This window comes from Bacillus sp. FSL K6-1000, assembly GCF_038630785.1.
GTDB classification, from domain to species: domain Bacteria; phylum Bacillota; class Bacilli; order Bacillales; family Bacillaceae; genus Bacillus; species Bacillus safensis.
In genome coordinates this window covers 479,745-503,464 of the sequence record NZ_CP152042.1, presented here as the reverse complement: position 1 = coordinate 503,464, position 23,720 = coordinate 479,745, and the positions used below count along the sequence as shown (strand labels likewise).

Genomic DNA, 23,720 nt, shown 5'->3' with positions numbered 1-23,720 from the left:
AACATGGGTTTATACACTACTATTGATCTAATTTTAATTTCTTTAATTGCTCAGCCAGTGCGTTATTGATTGGTTCTTCCACTTTCTTTTGTTTCTTCATATATTTAGACACATCGTGCTTACTGGCTTTCTTTTGATTGGATTGTGATTTGCGTTTTTCGAAAACAGAAAGTTTTTCTCTATGGCCGCACACACAAGCAAAGATTTTACCATCACCTTCTCCGCGCAGCTCGAGCTTTTTATGACAGTTCGGGCAGCGTGCGTTTGTTTTCTTCGCTACATTTTTACGGTGGCCGCATTCTCGGTCTTGGCACACGAGCATTGTGCCATGTTTTCCGTTCACTTTCAGCATAAGTTTTCCGCAGTCAGGACAATGGGTGCCAGTGACATTGTCATGCTTAAAGGTTTGGTTCGTTTGTTTGATTTCAGATACGGCTTGTTTTGCATAGGACTTCATTTCACTCATGAATTGAGAAGCCTTCAGCTGTCCTTTTGCGATTTTAGAAAGCTTTTGTTCCCATTCCGCTGTTAACGCAGGAGATTTTAAGTCTTCAGGCACTAAGGAAAGCAGCTGTTTCCCTTTCGATGTGATGAAAATGTCTTTGCCCTTTTTCTCGATTAAGAAGCTGTTGAACAGTTTTTCAATAATATCGGCTCTTGTGGCCACTGTTCCTAGTCCGCCTGTTTCACCGAGGGTTTTCACTAAGTCCTTTTCCTGATTCTGCATAAATGCCGCTGGGTTCTCCATAGCAGATAGCAGAGTTGCTTCATTAAAACGGGCAGGAGGTTTGGTTTCTCCATTTGTTTCTTTCAGCTGGCGTACTTCAAGTGACTGCCCTTCTGAAAGCAGCGGCAGATGCTGATCTGCTTCGGCTGATTCCTCGTCTTCATAGGAATCATCATACACGACTTTCCAGCCGGCTGATTGTACGGTTTTTCCTTTTGCCGTGAAGGTTTCACTGCCTATCTTGGCAAACACCGTTGTTTCCTCGTATTCAAAAGGATTCATGAGGACAGCAAGGAATCGTTTGGCAATTAGGTCATATAATTTACGCTCTTTATCACTTAGTGCACCAGGATAAAGCTCTTCCTCGGTTGGAATGATCGCATGGTGATCTGACACTTTTGCATCGTTGACGAAGCCTTTGTGCGCTTTCACGCCTGATTGTAAAATGCGGTTCACATGCTGTGCGTACGGTCTAACGTTCATTCCTTTTAAACGATCTTTTAATGTAGGAACGATATCCGCTGAAATAAATCGTGAATCTGTACGCGGATATGTCACAAGCTTATGCTGCTCATACAATCGCTGAAGCGTAGACAAGGTTTCTTTTGCTGAGAAGCCGTAGCGTTTATGTGCATCACGCTGCAATTCAGTCAGGTCATACAGCCCTGGAGCAAAAGCTTTTTTCGCTGTTTTTTTCAATGCATCGATCACTGCTGGTTTTCCTTTGCAGCCTGCCAAACGCTCTTTTATGACATTCTCTTGGAATGTGCGGTTTTGCTTTGTTTTGGCATCCTGCCATGTCAACGTAAGCCCATCTACTTGTGCAGTCATTCCATAGAACGGCTTCGGCTGAAATTGCTGAATGTCTTCTTCTCGTTTGGCGATCATGGCAATCGTTGGTGTTTGTACCCGTCCGCAGGAAAGCTGTGCATTGAACTTGGTCGTCAGCGCTCTTGTTGCGTTGATCCCTACAATCCAGTCTGCCTCTGCACGTGCAACCGCCGAGCGATACAGATTATCATATTCTCTGCCATCTTTTAATCGTTTGAAGCCTTCTTGGATGGCTTTGTCCGTAACAGATGAGATCCATAGTCGTTTCAGTGGCTTTTTCACATGCGCTTTTTCAAGAATCCATCTTGCGACTAGCTCCCCTTCACGTCCAGCATCTGTTGCGATGACAATGTCTTTTACATCTTTTCTTGCAAGCTGCGCTTTCACTGCTTGGAATTGCTTTCCTGTCTTTTTCATGACGACAAGCTTGAGCGGCTCTGGAATGATCGGTAAATCCTCTAAACGCCAGGATTGAAATTCTTTTCCGTAGCCTTCTGGATCAGCCAGTGTGACCAAATGGCCAAGCGCCCACGTCACAATGTATTGGTCTCCTTCTAAAAAACCATTTCCTTTTTTATGACACTTCAGTACACGTGCTAAGTCACGTCCTACTGAAGGTTTCTCTGCTAATACAACTGTTTTTGACACTAGATTTCACATCTCTTTCTTCTATCCATCCTTTTATTATAGCAGACGTGGAGATGCGGTTCTAATGACGGATTATTTCTTCAATCGCTTGATGATTTCGTTGGTGATTTCTTGTGTTTGATAGGCTCCGCCGATGTCTGCTGTTAAAAAGCCGTCTGCTGTGACTGACTCGATGATTTCGAGCAGGTGTGTGCCCAGTTCTTCTTCTCCGAAATGATCAAGCATGAGTTTAGCCGTCCAAATTTGACCGATTGGGTTGGCAATCCCTTTTCCTGCAATGTCTGGGGCTGATCCGTGTACAGGCTCAAACATGGACGGATATTTGCCATTCACATTGATGTTGGCAGCAGGCGCTACGCCAATACTTCCCATAATGGCGGCTCCAAGATCAGTCAAAATATCGCCAAATAAATTACTGGCGACAATCACATCGAATTTCTCAGGTCTTGTTACAAAGAAGGCTGAGAGTGCATCAATGTGCTGTGAGTCTGCTGTCACCTCTGGATAATCCTTTGCTACGTCTTGAAACACTTCATCCCAAAATGGCATTGTATGAACGATTCCATTCGATTTGGTTGCACTTGTCACATGCTTTCTTCTCTTTTTTGCTAATTGAAAGGCAAAACGCATGGCTCGCTCTGTCCCTTTTCTGGAGAAAACAGCATTTTGAATGGCAAGCTGATCTTCTCCTTGATAGATACGGCCCCCAATTTCACTATATTCACCTTCACCGTTTTCTCTTACAACAAGAAGATCGAAATCCTTTGGCTGAGCAAGCGGTGAGCGAATGCCGCTCAGCTGTTTTGCAGGTCTAACGTTGATCACCTGCTCAAATTCACGTCTAATTTTAATGAGCAATCCCCAAAGTGATACATGATCCGGCACTAAATTGGCATCTCCGACGGCCCCTAAGAAAATGCTGTCAAAGGCTTTTAGTTGTTCCAATCCATCCTTTGGCATCATTTCGCCATGCTCTAAATAATATTCACAGCTCCACGGAAAATCCTGAAAGGTGAAAGACAGACCGCCATGCACCTCTGATATCGCTTTCAAAACTCGGATGGCTTCAGGCACAACTTCCTTTCCAACTCCGTCTCCTGGTATCGCTGCAATTGAAACATGCTTCATTGATTTTTCCCCCTTTGTCATCGGTCGACCGTCGACCGTTTAATTTGAGTTTACTAAAGAGTGCCTGTTCTTACAATGGACAAAAGACGCTTTTTGATCAAAGCGCCTTTTTATCCTGCACCAGTATCGGGGACTTCTGTTTCTTTCTTCCCGCACCTTTTTTATCTGAAAGCAGCAAACCTCCTAAGGTCAGTACCGTTCCTAGTGCCGACATGAAGGTCAGACTCTCGTGAAGAACGATCATTGAAATGATCATCGTGATAATGGGCACTCCATAAATATACACACTTGATTTCACCACACCGATCGTCTTCACGGAAAAGCTCCATGTCAGAAAACAAATAGCTGATGCAAAGACGCCTAAAAACAGCAAGTGGAAGGCAAACGATGGATTCGTGAACCGCTCCCAGTCTAAACGAATCTTAAAATGCCAGATCAGCGGAATCATCCATAGCAGCCCGTAAAAGAAGACACGTCTTGTCACCTGAATAATATGGTAGCCATATTGATTGATCATTTTCGATAAAATGGAATAAAATGCCCAGACGATGGTAGCCATAAATGCTAAAGCATCACCGAGCGGATTCAATTGGAACGTCGTCATCCCATTAAAGCTAATCAGTACAATTCCTATCATCGCGATGAAAAAGCCTATAAAAAAGCGGCTGTGCAGCGGCTCATCTTTTAATAAAAAATAAGACAATAGAAAAGAGAAAAATGGGACAACGGAGCTGATGACACCTGCATTCGAAGCGAACGTATAGGTAAGTGCAACATTTTCCAAAAAATAGTATAAGACCACACCGCATAACCCTGCGAGCGCAAACATCCCTTCATGCTTTCTACGCTGTACCTTCATGGTGACTGGATAAATGATCATCAGGGTAAGGTACCCAAGGAAAAAACGAAAAAATAAAATCTCTGTTGGAGAAAAAGCCGTTAATAATATTTTGGTTGATATAAAGGTAGATCCCCATAAAAAAATGGTGAACATGGCTGCTAGATGACCAAGAAGCTGTTTATTTTTCATTTTGCTGTTACCTGCTTTTCAAAAATTTGCTGATACTGCCCTGGCGTAAGCCCAATAAATTCCGAAAAGAAATGAGTCAAATGACTTTGATCAGAAAATCCAGCGGCAGCAGCTACATCTATTGGCTTCATTCCTTGGGCGAGTAGTTCCTTCGCATAGTTCACCCTGATTGTCTGTAAATAACGATACGGCGTAATTCCTCTGAACTTTGTAAAAGCACGCAGCAATGAATATTTGTTCATGGACACGAGCTCACCTAAGTCATCTAACGATATATTTTCCGTGAGATGTGTTTCAATATATTGCTGTACGTCTTGGACTTTTTGTTCATTGGCATTGGCATTGGCTGCTGATGCTTTTTCCTCTGGTATATCAGAATAGGTTTCGATCAACTGCTTCATCAAAAAGTAAAAGGCTTCCTGTTTATTCAAAGCAGGAGCTTCTTCTGTGATCATTTGATGAAGATCATATAATTGCTTTGCTAGTTCACTTTGTGAAACCACAGGGGCTTTAAAATGCGGCTTGTGCTGAAAGATCTTCTCCAGCAACTCTGGTTCAATATTTAAGCTGCGATAATCTAGCGGCTTGTGATCAAATTGTTCACATCCGTGATTATCGTACGGATTGAAAAGAAGGATATCTCCTTTTCCAATGATGTATTCTTGATTTTGGCAGAACATACGTCTTTGACCGCCTTCAATAAATCCAATCACATAGTATGTATGAAAATGTTTTGGGAACTTTTTGATGATGGCATGAAAGCGATACGCCTCTATTTGCAAGTCCTGGTCAAAATGGACTGTTCGTTCCTCTAATGTTCTCATGTCGATCCCCTCTTTTCACTGAACTCATCATTAGTGTAGCACACCCTTTTTCTCTTGGATTGTACGATATTGACTTTTCGATGCAGGCTTGCCTAGAGGGAAAAACTTGGATAACATGAGACAAAAGATGATGTACAAAAGAGGGAATGATGGGATGAATTCATTCGAGATGGAAAGACCAACACCGTATCACATGCAATTTTATGAACAGCTGAAGCAAATGATTTTTGATGGCCAGTTTCAGCCAGGAGAGCGCATCAATGAAACACAGCTTGCCAAGCAATTTGGCGTAAGCCGTTCACCTGTAAGAGAGGCGATGAGGCTGTTAGAAAAAGACGAGCTTTTAATCGCGGATCATCGATCAGGCTATTCCGTCTATACGTTAACAGAAAAAGATGTCGAGGAGCTCTATCAAATTCGGGTTGCCTTAGAAACACTTGCTGTTGAGCTTGCCTGTAAGGAAGCCACGCAAAGAGAAATGGATGAAATTGAGCAGGTTCTCACGGAGGCGGACGAAGCGATCAAGCAGGAGCTGCCATCTAAAGAGATCGTCCAGTTACATGAATCCTTTCACCAAAAAATCATTTTGGCGAGTCACAATGACCGTTTATCCAAACAATTGAATCACGTGAATGCACTCATTCACTATTGTCGCATCTTCCATTTTAGCGGCGGCACTCGTGCTGAAACCATTCAAAGAGAGCATGCAGCGATCTATTCTGAAATAAAAAAGCGCCGCTCCACAGAAGCGGTTCAAGCAATGACGGAGCATTTATTACATGATGTGATGCACTTAAAGCAAGTACTCTCTGAAACAAACAAACAGTAAAGGACTTTTCCCATTTTTTAAGCAATCCATGAACATATTTTGAATTTTTCGTAGATTTCAGCATGCCCAGACGATCTTTCGTTTATATTAGAAGATGAGAAACTAGCTTTTATACAGGAGGATTTGTATATGCATACAAGTATTAGCCGTCTGCGACAGGCGGGTTTTATTGAGGGTATGTCTCTTTTAACCCTTCTTTTAATTGCCATGCCTCTAAAATATTTTGCGGATATTCCGATGGCAGTCACCATTGTAGGCTCTCTTCATGGCGCATTGTTTGTCATCTATATGCTCATTTTGGCATATGTGACATTTAAAGTTCGCTGGCATTTGAAATGGTCCATCGCCGGTTTTTTTGCGGCATTCATTCCTTTCGGCAATTTCGCCTACGATAAGGTGCTCCGCCAATATGATACAAAAGCTTAATAGAAAAAGCGTTCCTTTTAGGAACGCTTTTTTATATTGATGCATATTTCACAATGGCTGCTTGACGCGTCATATCGTGATATGCCACCCATAATTCATCACCAGGCAAGACGCTGGTGATTGGATCGATTGGCTGTTTCACTTCATACATCATGCCATTTCTCTCAACTTGAATGATCGCTAATGGCAGATTGCCGATGACGCCAGCAAAATCGACATTGGTCACTTTTGCACTTCCTTGTTTCTCTTGCATGAGGCTCATTTCTCTATCCAGCTCTTCTTTCTTTGTCTGGATCGTGATTTGAGTGCCCACTGCGACCTGCATATGATCAGGGATGAACTGGCTGACCGTTTTGGTGATGGACTGATCTCCGTTCGACACTGTCACATCCAGCTGAATAGGCTTTTGTTCATGGATGGCAATTGAATATTGCTTCACACGCTGGATGGTTCCTGTTAACGTCACATCTTTCCCCGATCGATTTCGAACTTCATAGCCATAGGCAGCCATTTTCAGCTGGCCATTGATGTCGACGAGATCGGCTTTTTCTCCTGTTCTAAATTCAAAACCAGCGGCTTGAATCATTGGAATGATATACGTTTTCTGATCTAATTCAAATGTGAGTGATAAGACGGTGCCTCGTCCTACGGTTCCATATGATTCTATATTTCTTAAAACAGCGCCTTTGATGAACTTTGGCTCACTTGGCTGCGAGAAGTCACCCTCTTTTAAAAGCATTGCCTTTTGCTTCTTCGGATCATAGTGAATGGCAATAGGCTGGCCTGGCTGTGGTATCTGGGTGTAGGATACAACCGTTTTAACCGTCTTTTCTATACTTTGCCCTTCATATTCAAATTGAAGCCGCATGCTGACAACTGGCTGTTCGTTGATGTAAGTGCCCGTTTCTTTAACAGACACAATATAGGCTTGTAATGTGACACTGTCCTTTATCTTGTTCCTTCTCACCAGTCTCAAAATCGGCGGCAGGAAGATGGCTAGTACAAATAATAACAGCGGGATCAAGATCCATATCGCCCAGTTGAGAATGAGCGGTCCGCCTTTCATGACATATTGCATAAAGGTGTCAAATGATGTTTGGTGAGCAGGGCTTGCGTTTTCAATTGAGATGACCTTTTGCAAAGGAAATTCCTTTAGCTCTTTGCTTTTCGTCTCAAATGCACCCGTTAATTGATTGTCAAATGAATAATAGAGCCAATCGCTCTTCACATTTTTATTGAAAGAGAGCCCTTCTCTTTGTAAAGATTCATATGAAAACGACTGCAAAAGCTTGCTGGCAGACACCGCCTTATTCGTGTGATGGTTATAAATATAACCCGTCAGTTTGCCTTTTGCTTCGTCCTTTGCTGTAGAGCCTGCAATCAACACTTCTTCCTCATTAAGCTGGTACACATACGTTTGGTAAATTGGTTTTGGTGTTGGAACGACTTCTCCAAGTCTTCCTTCTGCATTCACTTTCCTTGCCCTTTTTGGATATTCCGATTCCACGGCGACAGCAAAGTTTTGTGATGATCCGATCGTTTTTTGCAGCCTCTGCTCAACTGTATCTTCCACAAGGCTGAACGGTTCAGCGTTTTTGGAGACATATACCCCAAGCTGATGCTTCTCGTTTGAGATTCCACTGACATACGCCTTCTGGTCATTTTTCAAAGTTACTTCAAATATAGGAATTGGCGTCTGTCCTCTAAAGGAATTCATGACAACATCCATGGAGACGGGTCTTGCTGGCAGCTTTAGCTCGTTCAGATTGTGCACATGAAACTGACCGTTCTTTAGCTCACCGATGACTGCAGCGGCACCGTCCATTTCTCCTGTAAATACAAGACGTCCATTCCATTGGTATGTATTCGTTTTTAAAAATGAGGGAATCTGCAGGTTATTTTGAACGAGCTCTTTCTTTTCTCCGCTTGGTGTTAATTTCTCAATCAACAGCTGCCCGTCTTTATTTTTTAAAGCCAGCAAGAGATTGTTTCCTTGAATGGATGGCAGCATTTCATTAAACGAATCACTTTCTGTGGTCCATTCACTCATTCTTTTTCCTGATTGAGGATCAACCATTGCAAAATGGAGCTGCTGGTCTTTTGATACAGCACTCACCACTCGTTTGCCTTCATCAAATGTGAACATTCCTTTGACGTTATTCTCTGTTACTTTCCCATCTGACAAATCATCTTGATAATGATTCCACACCAAGACACTGAGAATGATTGCTGGAATAAAGAAGACAATATATCTGAGGAAGATGACTGGTATTCTTTTCACTTGATCGCTTCCTTTCATGAGGTTCCTTTAACTTATACGTCAGTACAGCGAAAATGTTTCACGCTAGAAGAATACCATCAAAGCCTCTGAAATCCATATTTTACAAACTTTGTTGTTTACGATAAAATCCAATCAGATTCAAAAAAGGAGTTCTCTCATTGGATAAGCTATCATCAATCATTCTAGCGGCGTGGCTGCGTGTCCCTCGCTGGCTCAAGCAATGGGTACTCGTATCCATTTCCATTTTCTTTTTTTATATGTGTTTTGTAAAGGGGCTGACTAGCTGGCACACCTTGCCGCCTAGCACTTTGCTCTCATGTGTGATAGGTTCCTTCATCATTTGGCTGATGTGGCTTAAGGGTCAAAAAAATAAGTGAAAAGAGGAAAAAGATGAAAAAATTAATTCTATATTTTGCGATCTCTTTTGTTCTGCAATTCGTTTGGTTTGGTCTTGTGCACCCAAATAGAGGCGTGACACTGCTGGATATGTTCATGTTTTCTATTTTGTTTGCAGTGATGTTCTTTTTTATTGAACGGATTTGGCGGTATCAGAAGAAAGGACAAAGGAAATGATCATGAAGCCCGCTTTATTCACTCTGATCATCTGTGCATTCATTGGTCTGCTACTAGGGTCGAACCCTTTTGGAGCGGACGCGATGCGATTGGTTTCTATCTCCATCTTCCCTTTTCTTGGGCTCATTGGTTTTGGGGTCCTCTTGTTTAACCAAATGAAAAAGGCTGCCAAATAGATGGCAGCCTGTTACTTACTCTTTTCATGCAAATAAATAATCAATGTTTAATCTCCGTTACGGAGTGTATGAATTAAGATTCGATCATATCAGTGTGTCATATGTGTTCCGAGTGAACCTACGTTTGAAAGTAAACGCCATGGAAGTTCTGGATAACAAGACAACGAAAGCCCTACCTCTCATTCGTCCTTACGGCTCCGAAGCCGTGCCAGTGTGAATTGTAAATCAAAACGTCTTTTTTCCATTCTTCCGCTTATATAGGGGGGCGGGTGCAGAAGGAAAAGAATAAGTTTGTTCGCTTTGACAGCGTCTCGTTCTTATCAAGTAGAAGCTCTATTGCTTCTCATTGTGTCATAGAAAAAAGAAAGTTTACTTTCTTTATTTATTTGCTTATTTCAACACTTAATATCAAACTATAACACATTCCCCCTGATTACGCAAGTGTTAAAGTGATAATTCTGCTGGTGTACGGCTTCCTTCATTCATATAACGAATGGAGGTTGGATCAATTTTCAGAATCACTAGATTCGGGTCATCTTTTCCTTTAAACCATTTCTCCATCTCATCAGACCAAAGGCGGTCGATCAGTTCCGGATCATCGGTTAATGTTGCGGTACCTGCAATTTCTGCATAAGTATCACCAAATCCTTCGCCTGAATATCCAATGAGAATATGAACATTTGGATTTTTTTCAATTTCATCTGCTTTATGTGTTTCTTTACTCGTTGGTGTATATAACGTCAGATCTTCATGGAAAAACGTCATGTAGCGAGTATGCGGCTTATCCTGTTCAACAGTCGCCAATGTTCCGACCTTTTGTTCATCTAATAGGTTTAATACCTTCTGTTTTAATTCTTCTTGAGACATATCATTTCACTCCTTCAAAATTTCATCCGTATTCTTAGGTTTCCACGACGGCCCATTCATTAAACAAAGAAATGTGTTTTTCATAAAAAGAGACCTTCTGGCTGATGCTATAGAAAACAGGTTCAATGAAGGGAGAAGTTGAACATGCATCATGAAACGATGTTCCATTTGAGTTCACTTGTCATTGCGGCAGTTGTTGTGGGCATTATCGTATGGTCTGTCACATCTGTGCAGAAGAATCGCAAGAAATACTAAAAACACCGCCCAATCAAAGCTGGGCGGTGCCGCGTAGATCATGTATTCATAAAGGAACCGCCATTGACGTGAAGTGTCTGTCCTGTCATATAAGACGATTCGTCAGAAGCCAGCAGCACAAAGCAGCCGACATGCTCTACAGGCTGTCCTGGTCTTCCCATCGGGGTTTCTGCCCCGAAGCTTTCCACACTGTCTTCATCAAATGTAGATGGAATGAGCGGTGTCCAAATTGGACCTGGCGCTACACCGTTTACCCGAATCCCATCTTTCACAAGCGATTGTGCCATAGAACGCGTAAAGCCGTTAATGGCTCCTTTTGTCGCTGTATAATCAATCAGCACTGGATTACCTCGATATGGGTTAATTGACGTTGTGTTAATGATGGAGCTTCCCGGTTTCAAATAATCCAATGCCTTTTTCGTAAAATAAAAATAGGAATAGAAGTTTGTTCTAAAGGTTTGGTGAAGCTGTTCACTTGAAATATCTTGAATACGTTCTTGTGGATGCTGTTCAGCCGCATTATTTACTAAAATATCTAATTGTCCAAAGGCTTCAACTGTTTTTTCTACTGCTTTCTCGCAAAAGGCTTCGTCACCGACATCTCCTGCAATCGTTAAGCATTTGACGCCTTCCTGTTCTACACGTTTTTGCGTATCTTCTGCATCCTCATGTTCATTTAAATACACAATGGCGACATGTGCTCCTTCTTTTGCATAGGCAACAGATACTGCCCGTCCGATTCCACTATCTCCGCCTGTAATCAGTGCCACTTTTCCTTTTAGCTTGCCAGAACCTTGATATGATTCATCCTCAAAGATCGGCGCTGGATTCATTTCTCTTTCACTGCCTGGCTGCTGATCCTGCGTTTGGCGCGGAATGCCATTTGTTAAATATTCACGTAAATCCATGTGTAAGCTCCTCCTTGATTTGTTGATGTATCCTTTCATTACCACCTCATTTTTCCACTCAAACATCATGAAGCTGTACAGATGTGTTCCGAAATCAGCATGTTTGAAGAGGAGAAAAATCGGTTACATGATCATCAAAAAGGAGCGTTCTCACATGCTGTCTACCCTTTCAAAAACCTTTAGCAGACCAAAAGGCTGGCTCGGAAGCATCGCTGGATTCATTATGGCAAATGAAAATAAAGCATTGAATCAGTGGGCCATCCGCCACTTAGATCTGACAGATGGCGAAAACATTTTGGAGATTGGCTATGGACCCGGCTACAGCATTAAACATATGCTCAAGCATTATCAAGATCTTCACATTGATGGGCTGGATGCTTCTTCAACCATGCAGGAGCAAGCACAGTCCCGCGTCAGCAAACGAGCAAAAGACAAACAGGTCCGATTGTATGTCGGAAAAATCGAGAAAACACGCCTTCCCGGAGAGCAGTATGACAAAGTGCTGTCTGTTAACAATTTTACAATTTGGGATGATCCAAAGACGGGCTTACTCAATCTTTACCACACCTTGAAACCAGGCGGAACACTCGTTATTGTCATGCAGCCAAGAGAAAAAGGAGCTGACGCCAACCGGACAAAAGAGATGGGTGAAAGCATATTAAATGACATGCAGTTTGCAGGGTTTGACCAATTTTCTATTGAGTATGAAGAAATTCGTCCTACCCTTGCTGTCTGTGTCACAGCAAAAAAGCCGAGAAGCGACTAAGCTCTCGGCCTTTTTCTTACCACTTTGCCTCTTTGACAAATTGATAGAAAAGCTGATGTAATTTCTGTTCAATGTGTTCCTTTGTCCCTTGTCCATAAAGCGCCATGCTTTCTTCACTTTCAATGATGGATGAACTGATCAGACTAAACATTTCTGACCCTTCCTTGCCAAGCTCTTGCGGCGCCAGCATCATGAGCATTCGTGACATCTGCTGCTGCCCGCCATCCATGCTTTTAACCTCGTATGCTTGATCAAGATCATAAATATGAAAGATTGGTTCCTTGATGAATGCATGCTTTAAATGATAAAGAGCAAATTCAGTACCAGGTATGCCTAAGCCGCCTTGCTGTTCACGTTCCAAAAGGCCGCTCGCTACATCATCCGCATGTGTGATAAGCCCTTCCTCTTCAAGCTGACGAAGCAGCTGCCTGATGGTTTCATCATGCTTCGGCATCGTCTTTCTTTTTTCAATGGTAAAACGGGACAGGATGCTACGAATCACAAACATATAATTCGTCACCTGCTCTGCAACCGTCATCATATTAACGGTTTCTTGCACCAATTCTTTGGGAGATTCTTTTGTTCTTTTTTTCTCGATGATATAAGGAATCTTCCGTTTAATATGAGCCTTCACACGCATGGCATCATCCTCGTTTAGGAGGGGACTGACCATAATGTAATCGATATGCTCATATGGTATCGGAACGGTCGAAACAATCATGTCATAGCTCGATGCATCGATTTCCTTTAGCTCTATCAAGGAGGATAGATCGAATTTGGCGATCTCCGGCAATTCTTTTTTCAACCGGGAGGCGAGCATTTTTGAGGAACCGATTCCGCTTGAGCAAACAACAAGCGCATGAATTTTTGTTTCTTCTTTTTTGATTTCAAGCACTGAGCCAAAGTGAAGCACAATAAAGGCAATTTCATCCTCTGGAAATTCAATCTCAGGAAAGAAGCGCTCGACTCCTTCTTCAATCGCCATAAACAGCAAAAAGTAGTCTTTTTTAATTTGTTGTGTGAGCGGATTATAGATTCTCATCTTTTCCTTTAGACGGTTCATGGCAGGTTCGAGATGAGACACTAGTCCCTCATACAATGAATCATTTTCATTGAGATGATAACCGGTTTTATTTGAAATAAAATCAATGAGCTTTTTCGTTCTCAGCGCGATATCCAGCTCGATTTCATCAATACGGTATTCTGCCCCAAAGCTGCGATTTGCACTGCGAAGGTGGATGGTCATATATCCGACCTCCGCTTCTGGGATCTCCACATTAAACATGCGTTCAAGCGCTCTTGCCATTCGGAGTGATGATTCAAATTCCTTCGTCCGCTTTAATTCCAGCAGCTCTTCCTCTTCCATTCGAATGGTTTCCCCAAGCTGAATACGTTCGATGGCATAGGTTAAGTGAACAACAAGTGCAATATAGGCACTATCAGATAAGGAGAGTGACAGCCGATCCTTCAAATGAAAGAGCAGTCTTTCCACCTTAAGCAGCTGACCTCTGCTGACAACGCCAAACACCTTTTCCGTTGCTTTCGTTCGATGTTTGATATTCATTTCAATCGTTTCTAAAAACAATTGAATGTCGAGCCGGTCGACAATGAGATTGCCCACAATTTTCCGTTTTGCTTCCTCCGGCCCTTTTAATTCAATGCCGTACCCGCGCTTGCGGATAAGCTGCAAACCGTATGGAGCAATCCACTCCGTCAGTTCATCTAAATCATAGCTGATCGTCGCATTTGTTACCTGCAAGTCAGCTGCAAGTGTGTATAATTTCACCGGTTCCTTCGCTTCAAGCAGCGCACATAGGATTAAGAGCTTTCGTTCATCCGAGCTATATTCAATTTGATCCTCACTTGACATATGAGCAAGAAGCCGCTGTTTATCCTCCTGTTCGCCAACTGCCTTTAAGCCTTTTCCCGGCTGTTTATCTAATGAAAGATGATAATCTTTCAAAATTGGTTTAATAGACTTTAATTCTCTATGGATCGTTCTTGTACTCACCTGAACAGAATCGGCTATCTCACGAATGGTGACATAACGATTTTGCTGAATGATGTATTTAATGACTTTCTGTTCTCGTGCCGTTATGTACATGAAATGCCTCCTTCTGTATAAATAGGTCTATTGTCACACCTTAATATAAAACGCTTTCAACGAGCGATGCAATCTTAAGTTGATCTGAATTTGGCACAGCGGCTGTGACAAAATATAAACAAGGGATCATTAGACGCTTCTCCAAAATGACGGTCCATAATCCTTTTGATGAAATTGTACCTTTTGTTCATGAAAATGCAGTGAACCACCGGCTTTTAAAGAATAAGTCGGATTGTACACTGGAGAGCCAAAGCAATAATCGATTGTGCCTTCTTCCGGACGGAACATGACGGTTCGCATCGTTCCAAACAGCTCCTCATAATTGTGCACAGTTAGACCATAAGGATATTCTGTCTGAAATAGCTTCACAAGAGAATCATTTGATCGTTGTTCTTTTAAAGCCTCCATTAACATATCGTATCTGACAATAGAATGATGTTTGGTCATCCCTTTTGCTGTTTGATCAGCTACCGGATGATTCGTTGCGGCAATATAACCTGTCTCCGGTCTTCTCACCCTTTTTTGACCATCGATGATTTCAATCACAGCCGCCTCTCCTTTTCGATCCGCAAGCATGATGTGAACATTTGAGGCAACGGGCATTTCCTGGATTGAGCGAATGGCTTCCTCTACCGTTTGGCAGGATTCCAGAACAGAGCGAATCACATGATACACCTGCAAACCGGCGACTGCTGGAGGCTTTAAACCGGGTTCATTGCCAACCGGCGGACCGCAAGCGGAGAAAGTCACAGCAAGACCATGCTCATTCATTCCATCAGATCTGCCAAACAACAGCAGCGACGAACCTGTATGACATGCCGATTCTTTTACATGTGTGGTCACAAGACGCATATCATCAAAAATCGGGGAGAAATCATAGTTACGAAGCATGACCGTTTGTTGACCGGCTGCCATATTCCCCTGCCTCACACAATGGGAACAGCCTGGCTGAAGATACGATGAATAGAAAAAGGTCAAATAACGCTCATCTAATTGCATTTCATCACAAAACCCAGCAATTTCTTCATCTAATTGAGGAAGAAAAGGACGGATCAGCTGCTTCGTTTCCTTCACAGCCTGTTGTGTTACCGGTTCTGTTCGAATATATTGTGTCTGCAGCAGCGGGTTCTCCTTCAGCCAGAGAGCCTGCTGTTTTCCTACTTCATAAGCTGTTCCTGTCATCTTTTGAAAAAACGCATTGATCTCCTCCATGCCTGCACACCTCTTTCGCCTTCGTTTCTTTTATCATATCGAAACCGTCATTTATTGAAAAGGATGAAAAAAACTGCAATCCCACCGGATTACAGCTGTTTACAGTATTGTTGATACAATGCTTCTGCCATTGCATCATACCCCTTAGGATTTGGATGAAATTGATCAATCGATAAGTAAGCTCTTTCATGCCCTTCAAACGCTTTGTATACATCCACAACTTCTACATGTGGATTCACAGCAAGCAAACGAAGTTGTTGATTATATTGCTGAAGCCACCGCCCGGCTATTGGTATTTGTGGAAAAGGATTATATAAATTCATGAGATATACGCAATAGGCCTCATGCTGCCCTCTTTTGATCTGAGCAATTTCTTGAATCATCTTGTTAAAATTCGCCTGGCAATGCATGACCGCTTGCAGTAGTTTCTTTTCATCTTCACCTTCTTCATACTGCTGAACAGCTTGAACAAGGTCATTCGCGCAGCCTGTAATGGTGATGATGTCAGCAGCTGCAATGGCACGTCTCACCTCAGACCTTTTAAAGAGCTGTAAAATCTCATCAGTCGTTAACCCTGACTTTGCAAATACAGACAGCTCGACCGGTGCATGCGTCTTTTTTTCAAGCATCCATCGAAACCGCTGAGTAAATCCTCCGCCAAATAAACGTGCCCCCACCCCAACTGTTAAGGAATCCCCAATCGCAACATAGGATCGTCCCACTCTTATCCCTCACTCTCTCCTGCCTTCTCTTATATATACGAATTTGGAGATCAGATGCTTGTAGCAGATGACTTAGGGGCATCCATCTTTTTTTGAGCTGCAGCGCCTTTACAAACTCTTTACTTGCGGTATTGAACGATTTTTTGTTCAATAAGAGTAGGTTTTTGCGCTGAAATCTGCGTGTTTAAGTGTTCCAGAAAAATTTACAAACTTTTTATCTTGATTTCGAGACTTTATATCTTGACTTCAAACTACAATGTGATTACAATGAAAATATCAGTTTTTATGTAACTGTGCTTGTTACATCTTTTTCATAGCATTCCAATATGATTAAAGATGCCACATATTCAGCGTACCTTTGGGATACGCTAAAAAAATAACCGAAACAGAAAGGATTGAATGAACATGGCAAAAGTTTTATACATCACTGCACATCCGCATGATGAAACAGTTTCTTACAGTATGGCTACTGCTAAGGCATTTATCGAATCTTATAAGGAAGCAAACCCAAGTGACGAGGTTGTACATATCGATTTGTACAAAGAAAACATTCCTCACATTGATGCAGATGTATTCGCTGGCTGGGGCAAACTTCAATCTGGTGCTGGCTTCGATACACTTTCAGCTGAAGAGCAAGCAAAAGTTGCTCGCCTAAACGAATTAAGTGATCAATTCGTTTCTGCTGACAAATATGTATTTGTTTCACCACTTTGGAACTTCTCATTCCCACCAGTTCTTAAAGCATACATCGACTCTGTTGCTGTAGCTGGTAAAACATTCAAATACACTGAGCAAGGTCCTGTTGGTTTATTAACAGACAAAAAAGCTCTTCACATCCAAGCACGTGGTGGATACTACACTGAAGGTCCTGCTGCTGAACTTGAAGCAGGTCACCGTTACCTTGGTACAATTGCGAACTTCTTCGGAATTCCTTCTTTCGAAGGTCTTATCGTTGAAGGTCACAATGCTGAGCCTGCGAAAGCAGAGCAAATTAAAGCAGATGCAATCGAACGTGCAAAAGCTTTAGGAAAAACTTTCTAATAACTGCACGCAAAAAAGCCAATGATCTTGACGGTCATTGGCTTTTTATTTGTTCAGAAAAGCCTAATTCTCTCGAAATATCACTGGCGGCTTTTTTCACCTGTCGAATTAAGTAAGGCAGACGTTCTTTTTGATAGCCCGCTTCAAATCCTGCAATGCTAATACCTGCTGCCACTTCCCCCAGATGATTGAAAATAGGGGCTCCAATCGCTGCTGTATAGTTTTCAAGCTCAGAATAGCTTAACGTATATCCCCGCGCATTTGATTCTTCGAGCATGTTTCTTAGAACCTCTTTATCTGTAATAGTCCCAATTCCGATCTTATCCAGCTCAATTGAGTCAATATAGGCAAGTCTTTCGCCCTCTGGCAAAAAGGAAAGAATACTTCTCGCACAGGCACCCGCATATAGGGGAGAACGTCTACCGACGGCGGTGTAGAGACGAACAGGCTGCGTACCTTCTATCTTTTCGACGTAAATGGCTTCGTCACCCTCGCGAACAATGAGCTGTACAGCTTCTCCCACTTCATCACGTAAGCTTTCCATAAATGGTCTCGCAATCCTCCGAATATCAAGGCGGTCCGCCACAAGCTGACCATATTCAAGGAACATCAAGCCTAATCGATAAGCACCTGCATCTTGCTTTTCTAACAGCCCCATATCGGCTAAAGAGGTCACCATGCGATGGACAGATGTTTTCGGCATACCGGAAAGCTCGATCATTTCATTTAATGTTAATTGATCGTGAGCAATAAACAGCCGCAAAATCTCCATAGATTTCACAACCGTTTTATTTGTGTTTTGCATCTTCTTCACCTTTTCTAAACGAGAATGCTTCCAGCTTGATTCTTGCGGCCAGCTCCTTCAGTTCTGCTTCTTGCTTAAATAACGCCAGCTCTGCATCCCGATGATCTATTTGTTCAAAATACAGCTTTGCTCCAGGCATCGCCTGTGCAATAAGCGGCAAATCTACAGTCGCTACTTCTCCAATACGCGGGTATCCGCCTGTCGTTTGCCGATCTGCCAGCAGAATAATCGGCTGGCCATCGGGAGGAATTTGAATGGATCCAAAGGCGACAGCCTCTGAAATCAATTCCAGTTTTTCTTTTAAATGAACCGGCTTCCCCTTCAGCCGGCAGCCCATACGATCTGATTGGGGTGTGACCTGATAAGGCTTCTCAAAAAATGCAGTTTGAGATGTTTCTTGAAAATGAGAAAGATGCCTCCCTGCCAGCACACGAATCACTGGCGATTTCCGCAGCGGCAAAAAATAATCGTGACTCACTGTCCAATCTGGTGCGCCGTATCCCGACTGATTCACTTTATTTTTTAGCCTATCAAACAAATGATTGGCTACGAGAGACGGCTCTCCAATGGGCAGAACGTCGCATTTTTCAAGAGGACGCCCATTCAGTCCACCGATCCCTGCTCTTACATAGGTGCTTTTGCTCTGCATGACTGGCTCCACATCAAATCCACCTGCCACAGCAAGATAAACGCGGCAGCCTCTCTTACAAAGACCAAAGGTGATCGTGCTTCCTGATCGGACAAAGAGCGGCTTCCATAAAGATGCCCGCTCTCCGTCAATATCAATCTCTACATCAGCACCAGTGACTGCAATGAGCTGATCCTTCTCACATGTGAGCACAGGCCCCGGCCCCATCAACGTGACTTCCAGCACGGCTTCGTTTTCTTGGTTGCCAGTGAGAATGTTGGCGATTCTAAGTGAGAGCGGGTCCATGCCGCCGCTCGTTAAGACGCCATACTTTTGATAGCCTTGCCGCCCTTTATCTTGAATGGTTGTGTACATCCCTGGTTTGATGACATGAATACTCAAAGCTCTGCCTCCTTCATGCTGAAAAATTCCTTTTCAGACATTTGGACAAATCTGACCTCGTCCCCTGCTTTCAATAGACTCGGAATTTCCTCGTCTGGGCGAAAAAGCGGCAGCGGGGTTTGTCCAATGAGCTGCCAACCCCCTGGTGTGGAAATTGGATAAACGCCTGTCTGCTTTCCCGCAATACCCACAGACCCTTTTGGAATCGACATTCTTGGTGTTTGTCTGCGCGGAGCTGCAATTTTTTCAGAAAGTCCGCCTAAAAACGGGAACCCGGGGGCAAACCCAATCATATAGACAAGATACTTACCGGCAGTGTGAATACGCACGACTTCCTCTGGAGTTAAACCATTGATACGAGCAACCTCTTCTAGATCAGGGCCCAGCGCTCCCCCGTAACAGACTGGAATGTCAACGATGCGGCGCTTTACTTGAACTCCCTCCTGCCATTTGTCTTCAAGAAGTTGTTCAATATAGCCTTTGACCCATTCATACGGAGACAGGTCATGTTGTTGAAGCTGGGCCGATTGATGAACGGTATAAGGCTCGTAAAAAACAGTCACGTTTGTAAAGGCTTGAACGGCTTCTACATACCCATCAAATGGGTGCTGTTCAATACATGCAAACAGCCGCTCAACACGTTCATGTATCTCCTCACGTATGTCAGCTCCAGCTTGGATGACGATCGCTGCATCTCCCAGCGGGTGGAAGGTGATGGAATCTTTTATCGTTGAAAAAGCCACTTGAGGACACCTCTCTTTCTACAGTACACCGAGCTTTTGATCTCTTCGATCTGTAATGAACATATGCCCGGGTGCATGAGTAATCGCAATGTCGGGTTTTGTGTGCATGACAATGGCTTGCGGTGTCACACCACATGCCCAAAACACCGGAACTTCTCCTTCTTTGATCACAGACGGTTCTCCAAAGTCAGGCTGACCTACATCGGAAATGCCAATCATTGCTGGGTCCCCGATATGGATCGGGCCGCCATGGACTGACGGAAATCGAGACGTCACTTGAACACTTCTTGTGACCTGATGCGCCGGAATGGGTCTCATGCTGACCACCATCGGACCATGAAAAACTCCTGCTTTTTCACAAGGTATATTCGTTTGAAACATAGGTACGTTATGACCGTCTTCGATATGGCGAACAGGAATGTCATTCAACATAAGCGCGTGCTCAAACGTAAAACTGCATCCAATGAGAAAGGCAACCATATCATCCTCCCAATAAGCAGAGATATCTGTGACCTCTTCTTCAAGAATCCCTTTTCGGTAAATACGGTACTTAGGAAAGTCCGTACGAATATCCGCTTGAGGCGCCGACCGTCTTGGCACTGGATCACCCGGGTCCAGTACATCAAGCAAGGGACATGCAGCTGGATTACGCTGACAAAATAAAAGAAAATCAAAGGCCAGTTCCTTTTTGACAATCATTAAATTGGCTTGAGCAAACCCCTCAGCAAAGCCAGCCGTTGGGCCTGTGATCTTTTTTTCGCGAATCAATTCTCTCATCTGTGATGGCTCATATGTTTGATAGACATTCATCTGAATCAACTCCATAGTTTTGGGATTTCATTGATGATGGTATAGCCGCCCATCATCGTCATGATGACCACAACAAATGCACCTGACACTGTCAAAAAGAATGGATGGCGATAATCGCCGACAATGTCTTTCTTATAGGCCGCAACGAGTAATGTGCCAAGGGCGAGCGGCAAAATCAATGCATTGATCGCTCCAACTAATATCAAGATGTTCACTGGTCTTCCGATCGTAATAAAACAAATGGTCGAGAGGGCAATAAAACCGATGATGATACCACGCTGGTTTTGTTCAATTTTTGGCGAGAAGGTTTTAAAGAAGGAAACAGATGTATATGCTGCTCCAATGACGGATGTAATCGCCGCAGCCCACATAATAATCCCAAACATTTTATATCCGATATTTCCTGAAGCTAATTGAAAAACAGAGGCAGGCGGGTTGGATGGATCAATTTGCAAGCCTTTTGCGACAACTCCTAATGTGGCAAGAAAAAGTGCTACACGCATGACAGATGTAATTAAGACACCGAAAATAGAGCTTTTCGTCACTTGCGGCAGTGCTTCCTTCCCCTTAATACCTGCATCCAGCAAGCGATGCCCGCCAGCAAAGACGATATAGCCGCCTACTGTTCCGCCCACAAGTGTCACAATGGATAAAATATCAATCGTCTCTGGGACAAATGTTCTCACGGCTGCTTCCCCAACTGGCGGAGCTGTTGAAATCGCCACATACAGCATCAGGCCAATCATCACAAAGCCTGCTACTTGTGTGAAACGGTCCATCGCTTTCCCAGCCTCTTTGATCACAAAGATGAGAATGGCAATCACAGCGCTGATCCCTGCGCCAATTCGCGGATCGACGCCGAAAATCACCTGAAAACCGAGACCAGCCCCTGCGATATTTCCGATGTTAAAGGCAAGTCCTCCAATGACAATCAAAAAGGCCAGCACATACCCGAGACCCGGAAGTACCATATTTGCAATATCCTGACCTCGTTTTTCTGAGACGGCAATGATGCGCCATACATTTGTTTGTGCAAAAATATCTAATAAAATTGAGATCAAAATGACAAACCCAAAGCTAGCCGCAAGCTGCTGTGTGAAGACGGTCGTTTGTGTTAAAAATCCCGGTCCAATCGCGGACGTCGCCATTAAAAAGGCAGCGCCCATCAGCATAGACCGATTCCCCTTTGGTGCCTTCATGTGTTTGACTTTCTCTGTTTTCATGCTGTTTCCCCCTTTGATGACGATTTTTATTGAAAGGCCTTGAGATGAATACCGGCTTCTTTTAGCTTCGCTGTAATGGTTTTCGCAAATTGAAGCGCATGGCTGCCGTCTCCGTGAATGCAGACCGTATCTGCTTTGAGCTCGATATCTTCTCCTTGAACTGTACGAACCTTGCCTTCTCGCACCATACGAACAACCTGCTGGACGGCCCGTTCATCCTCTTCAATGAGTGCATGTGGTTCGCGGCGGGATGTCAGCGTCCCGTCTGTTTGATACGTCCGATCAGAAAACACTTCATGTGCCACTTGAAGACCTATTCGTTCACCTGCTAATGCAAGTTCACTGCCTGACAGACCAAATAACACAAGGTTTGGGTCCACATCATACACAGCTTTCGCAATTGATTCAGATAATTCAGTATTTTTAGCCGCCATGTTGTAGAGGGCGCCGTGTGGTTTGACATGCTGCATCGTGCCGCCTTCGGCCTTGAGAAAGGCTGATAGAGCGCCAATTTGATAGATGACAAGATCATAGGCTTCCTCTGCGGAGATAGCCATTGGACGTCTGCCAAAGCCGGCCAAATCTTGCAAACCTGGATGTGCACCAATTTTGACCCCTTTACCCAGTGCCATTCTGACCGTCTTTCTCATAACGGTTGGATCTCCTGCATGAAAACCGCAAGCAATGTTGGCTGAGGTGACATATTCTAAGATTTGTTCGTCTGCACCGATTGTGTATTGACCAAAGCTTTCTCCCAAATCACAGTTGATATCCACTTGATACATAGAACCCCTCCTTGTTGTTCCGAAATGCGGAATATAAAGTCCGAATATTCGAATTTATATTGATTATACCAACTTTGGATAGACTGCACATGAAATTGGCAGAAAACATAACAATAGAACTAGAGAAAACAAAAAAAGCGAGAGGCAAAGTCCTCTCACTTTTTCTTGTATGAAATGCATTCTATTTAGACAGCACCCAATGTTGGATAGCTTTTGCAACGCCATGTTCTGTATTAGGAGCTGTAATCCAATCAGCGGCCTCTTTCACCACTTCCTGCGCATTTCCCATGGCAATGCCTAATCCGGCCTCTTGAATCATCGCCATATCATTGAGACTGTCGCCAAGTGACATGACGTTATCCATCGTACAGCCAATGCGTTCTGCTACTTTTGCAAGAGCTGCCGCTTTGTTAATGCCGGCTGCATTGACTTCGATATTCGTTGGACTTGAGTTTGTGATTTCTAGATGCTTATTTGTTTTCAATGTATTGAGGACTTCCTCACGAACGTCATCATCATGAATATCAAAGCCAAATTTCAGCCATTCATGGTCATGAATTCGTTCTGGGAATTCACCTCTCCACACCTTATCCACAGTCGAAGCCCAGTAATCGGTTTCGTACCTATTTTTTAAATCCCACATCATTTGGACGTGATCAGGATGCAGCAGATCTCGTTCGATCAGCTGGAAGTTTGAATCCCAGATCTCACTTCCGTTTGCTGTCACAAGGTAAGAAGATAACTTGAGCGGCTCAACCAGCTCTCGGCATGTCATCAGTGTCCGTCCTGTGCTAATGACTACATGGACCCCTTTTGCTTCAGCTTCTTTAATCGCTTGTTTATTTTCCTCTGGAATGATGTGCTCACTGTTTAACAGCGTACCATCCATATCAATGGCAATCAATCGGATGTCTTTCTTATGAGCTTGTGTTGACAAATTGAGTACCCCACTTTGTATCGATTTTTGAAACTATCT

The 23,720-nt window shown here is 43.3% G+C and carries 22 protein-coding genes; 5 read left to right on the top strand and 17 right to left on the bottom strand.

Annotated elements, in window-relative coordinates; translation table 11 throughout:
• Positions 1 to 19: 19 nt before the first annotated feature.
• The 4 genes from MHI46_RS02415 to MHI46_RS02400 all read right to left on the bottom strand — a co-directional run bounded on the left by MHI46_RS02415 (position 20) and on the right by MHI46_RS02400 (position 5,188).
• Positions 20 to 2,206, bottom strand: a complete 2,187-nt coding sequence (locus tag MHI46_RS02415; protein ID WP_260775304.1) for a DNA topoisomerase III — start codon at positions 2,204 to 2,206, stop codon at positions 20 to 22.
• Positions 2,207 to 2,278: 72 nt separating this feature from the next.
• On the bottom strand, positions 2,279 to 3,334 hold the full coding sequence (locus MHI46_RS02410) for a tartrate dehydrogenase (protein WP_041089156.1): 1,056 nt from the start codon (positions 3,332 to 3,334) through the stop codon (positions 2,279 to 2,281).
• A gap of 97 nt (positions 3,335 to 3,431) precedes the next feature.
• Positions 3,432 to 4,364 carry a DMT family transporter gene (locus MHI46_RS02405; protein WP_058837356.1) on the bottom strand — a complete coding sequence of 311 codons (933 nt, stop codon included), beginning with the start codon at positions 4,362 to 4,364 and terminating at the stop codon, positions 3,432 to 3,434.
• Positions 4,361 to 5,188 (bottom strand): AraC family transcriptional regulator, encoded by an 828-nt coding sequence (locus MHI46_RS02400; protein WP_058837355.1) that lies wholly within the window; start codon positions 5,186 to 5,188, stop codon positions 4,361 to 4,363. Before MHI46_RS02400 ends, MHI46_RS02405 begins: the two co-directional genes overlap by 4 nt.
• Positions 5,189 to 5,342: 154 nt before the next feature.
• Between MHI46_RS02400 and MHI46_RS02395 the strand changes: the two genes are divergently transcribed.
• Positions 5,343 to 6,017: a GntR family transcriptional regulator gene (locus tag MHI46_RS02395; RefSeq protein WP_041089325.1), complete on the top strand. Its 675-nt coding sequence runs from the start codon at positions 5,343 to 5,345 to the stop codon at positions 6,015 to 6,017.
• A 129-nt stretch (positions 6,018 to 6,146) separates the two neighbouring features.
• Positions 6,147 to 6,443 carry a DUF3817 domain-containing protein gene (locus MHI46_RS02390; protein ID WP_008347156.1) on the top strand — a complete coding sequence of 99 codons (297 nt, stop codon included), beginning with the start codon at positions 6,147 to 6,149 and terminating at the stop codon, positions 6,441 to 6,443.
• A gap of 31 nt (positions 6,444 to 6,474) precedes the next feature.
• On the opposite strand, the gene MHI46_RS02385 is transcribed toward MHI46_RS02390, so the two are convergent.
• Positions 6,475 to 8,724, bottom strand: coding sequence for a hypothetical protein (locus MHI46_RS02385; RefSeq protein WP_251181535.1), 2,250 nt, complete (start codon positions 8,722 to 8,724; stop codon positions 6,475 to 6,477).
• 390 nt (positions 8,725 to 9,114) lie between these two features.
• Here MHI46_RS02385 and MHI46_RS02380 point away from each other — a divergent pair, with 390 nt between their 5' ends.
• The gene (locus MHI46_RS02380) at positions 9,115 to 9,297 is read left to right on the top strand and encodes a hypothetical protein (RefSeq protein WP_041089145.1); all 183 of its coding nucleotides are present in this window, start codon (positions 9,115 to 9,117) and stop codon (positions 9,295 to 9,297) included.
• Between the two features lie 620 nt (positions 9,298 to 9,917).
• Here the strand turns inward: MHI46_RS02380 and MHI46_RS02375 are convergent.
• Positions 9,918 to 10,340 carry a pyridoxamine 5'-phosphate oxidase family protein gene (locus tag MHI46_RS02375; RefSeq protein WP_039176603.1) on the bottom strand — a complete coding sequence of 141 codons (423 nt, stop codon included), beginning with the start codon at positions 10,338 to 10,340 and terminating at the stop codon, positions 9,918 to 9,920.
• Positions 10,341 to 10,633: 293 nt separating this feature from the next.
• Positions 10,634 to 11,503 carry an SDR family oxidoreductase gene (locus tag MHI46_RS02370; protein ID WP_024425561.1) on the bottom strand — a complete coding sequence of 290 codons (870 nt, stop codon included), beginning with the start codon at positions 11,501 to 11,503 and terminating at the stop codon, positions 10,634 to 10,636.
• 127 nt (positions 11,504 to 11,630) lie between these two features.
• Between MHI46_RS02370 and MHI46_RS02365 the strand changes: the two genes are divergently transcribed.
• A complete protein-coding gene (locus MHI46_RS02365; protein WP_251181538.1) occupies positions 11,631 to 12,269 on the top strand; it encodes a class I SAM-dependent methyltransferase in 639 nt (212 codons plus the stop codon).
• Between the two features lie 16 nt (positions 12,270 to 12,285).
• Here MHI46_RS02365 and MHI46_RS02360 read toward each other — a convergent pair whose 3' ends face one another.
• From MHI46_RS02360 to MHI46_RS02350, 3 genes are all read right to left on the bottom strand, one after another.
• Positions 12,286 to 14,373: a transcription antiterminator gene (locus MHI46_RS02360; protein ID WP_058837347.1), complete on the bottom strand. Its 2,088-nt coding sequence runs from the start codon at positions 14,371 to 14,373 to the stop codon at positions 12,286 to 12,288.
• A gap of 129 nt (positions 14,374 to 14,502) precedes the next feature.
• Positions 14,503 to 15,585 (bottom strand): C45 family peptidase, encoded by a 1,083-nt coding sequence (locus MHI46_RS02355; RefSeq protein ID WP_251181539.1) that lies wholly within the window; start codon positions 15,583 to 15,585, stop codon positions 14,503 to 14,505.
• A gap of 89 nt (positions 15,586 to 15,674) precedes the next feature.
• Positions 15,675 to 16,307 (bottom strand): GDSL-type esterase/lipase family protein, encoded by a 633-nt coding sequence (locus MHI46_RS02350; protein ID WP_251181540.1) that lies wholly within the window; start codon positions 16,305 to 16,307, stop codon positions 15,675 to 15,677.
• A gap of 405 nt (positions 16,308 to 16,712) precedes the next feature.
• Here MHI46_RS02350 and MHI46_RS02345 point away from each other — a divergent pair, with 405 nt between their 5' ends.
• On the top strand, positions 16,713 to 17,348 hold the full coding sequence (locus MHI46_RS02345; protein ID WP_024720223.1) for an FMN-dependent NADH-azoreductase: 636 nt from the start codon (positions 16,713 to 16,715) through the stop codon (positions 17,346 to 17,348).
• Positions 17,349 to 17,382: 34 nt separating this feature from the next.
• Here MHI46_RS02345 and MHI46_RS02340 read toward each other — a convergent pair whose 3' ends face one another.
• From MHI46_RS02340 to MHI46_RS02310, 7 genes are all read right to left on the bottom strand, one after another.
• Positions 17,383 to 18,153, bottom strand: a complete 771-nt coding sequence (locus tag MHI46_RS02340) for an IclR family transcriptional regulator (protein ID WP_251181541.1) — start codon at positions 18,151 to 18,153, stop codon at positions 17,383 to 17,385.
• The gene (locus MHI46_RS02335) at positions 18,137 to 19,183 is read right to left on the bottom strand and encodes a biotin-dependent carboxyltransferase family protein (protein WP_260775292.1); all 1,047 of its coding nucleotides are present in this window, start codon (positions 19,181 to 19,183) and stop codon (positions 18,137 to 18,139) included. The genes MHI46_RS02340 and MHI46_RS02335 overlap by 17 nt, the downstream gene beginning before the upstream one ends.
• Positions 19,180 to 19,926 (bottom strand): 5-oxoprolinase subunit PxpB, encoded by a 747-nt coding sequence (pxpB, locus tag MHI46_RS02330; RefSeq protein WP_260775291.1) that lies wholly within the window; start codon positions 19,924 to 19,926, stop codon positions 19,180 to 19,182. Before pxpB ends, MHI46_RS02335 begins: the two co-directional genes overlap by 4 nt.
• Before the next feature lie 18 nt (positions 19,927 to 19,944).
• Entirely contained in the window at positions 19,945 to 20,736 is a 792-nt protein-coding gene (locus tag MHI46_RS02325) for a putative hydro-lyase (RefSeq protein ID WP_252057326.1), read from the bottom strand.
• Positions 20,737 to 20,741: 5 nt separating this feature from the next.
• On the bottom strand, positions 20,742 to 21,959 hold the full coding sequence (locus MHI46_RS02320) for an NRAMP family divalent metal transporter (RefSeq protein WP_252057325.1): 1,218 nt from the start codon (positions 21,957 to 21,959) through the stop codon (positions 20,742 to 20,744).
• Positions 21,960 to 21,985: 26 nt separating this feature from the next.
• Entirely contained in the window at positions 21,986 to 22,744 is a 759-nt protein-coding gene (locus MHI46_RS02315; protein ID WP_041089118.1) for a 5-oxoprolinase subunit PxpA, read from the bottom strand.
• Between the two features lie 181 nt (positions 22,745 to 22,925).
• Positions 22,926 to 23,681, bottom strand: coding sequence for a Cof-type HAD-IIB family hydrolase (locus tag MHI46_RS02310; protein ID WP_024425552.1), 756 nt, complete (start codon positions 23,679 to 23,681; stop codon positions 22,926 to 22,928).
• Positions 23,682 to 23,720 lie beyond the last annotated feature (39 nt).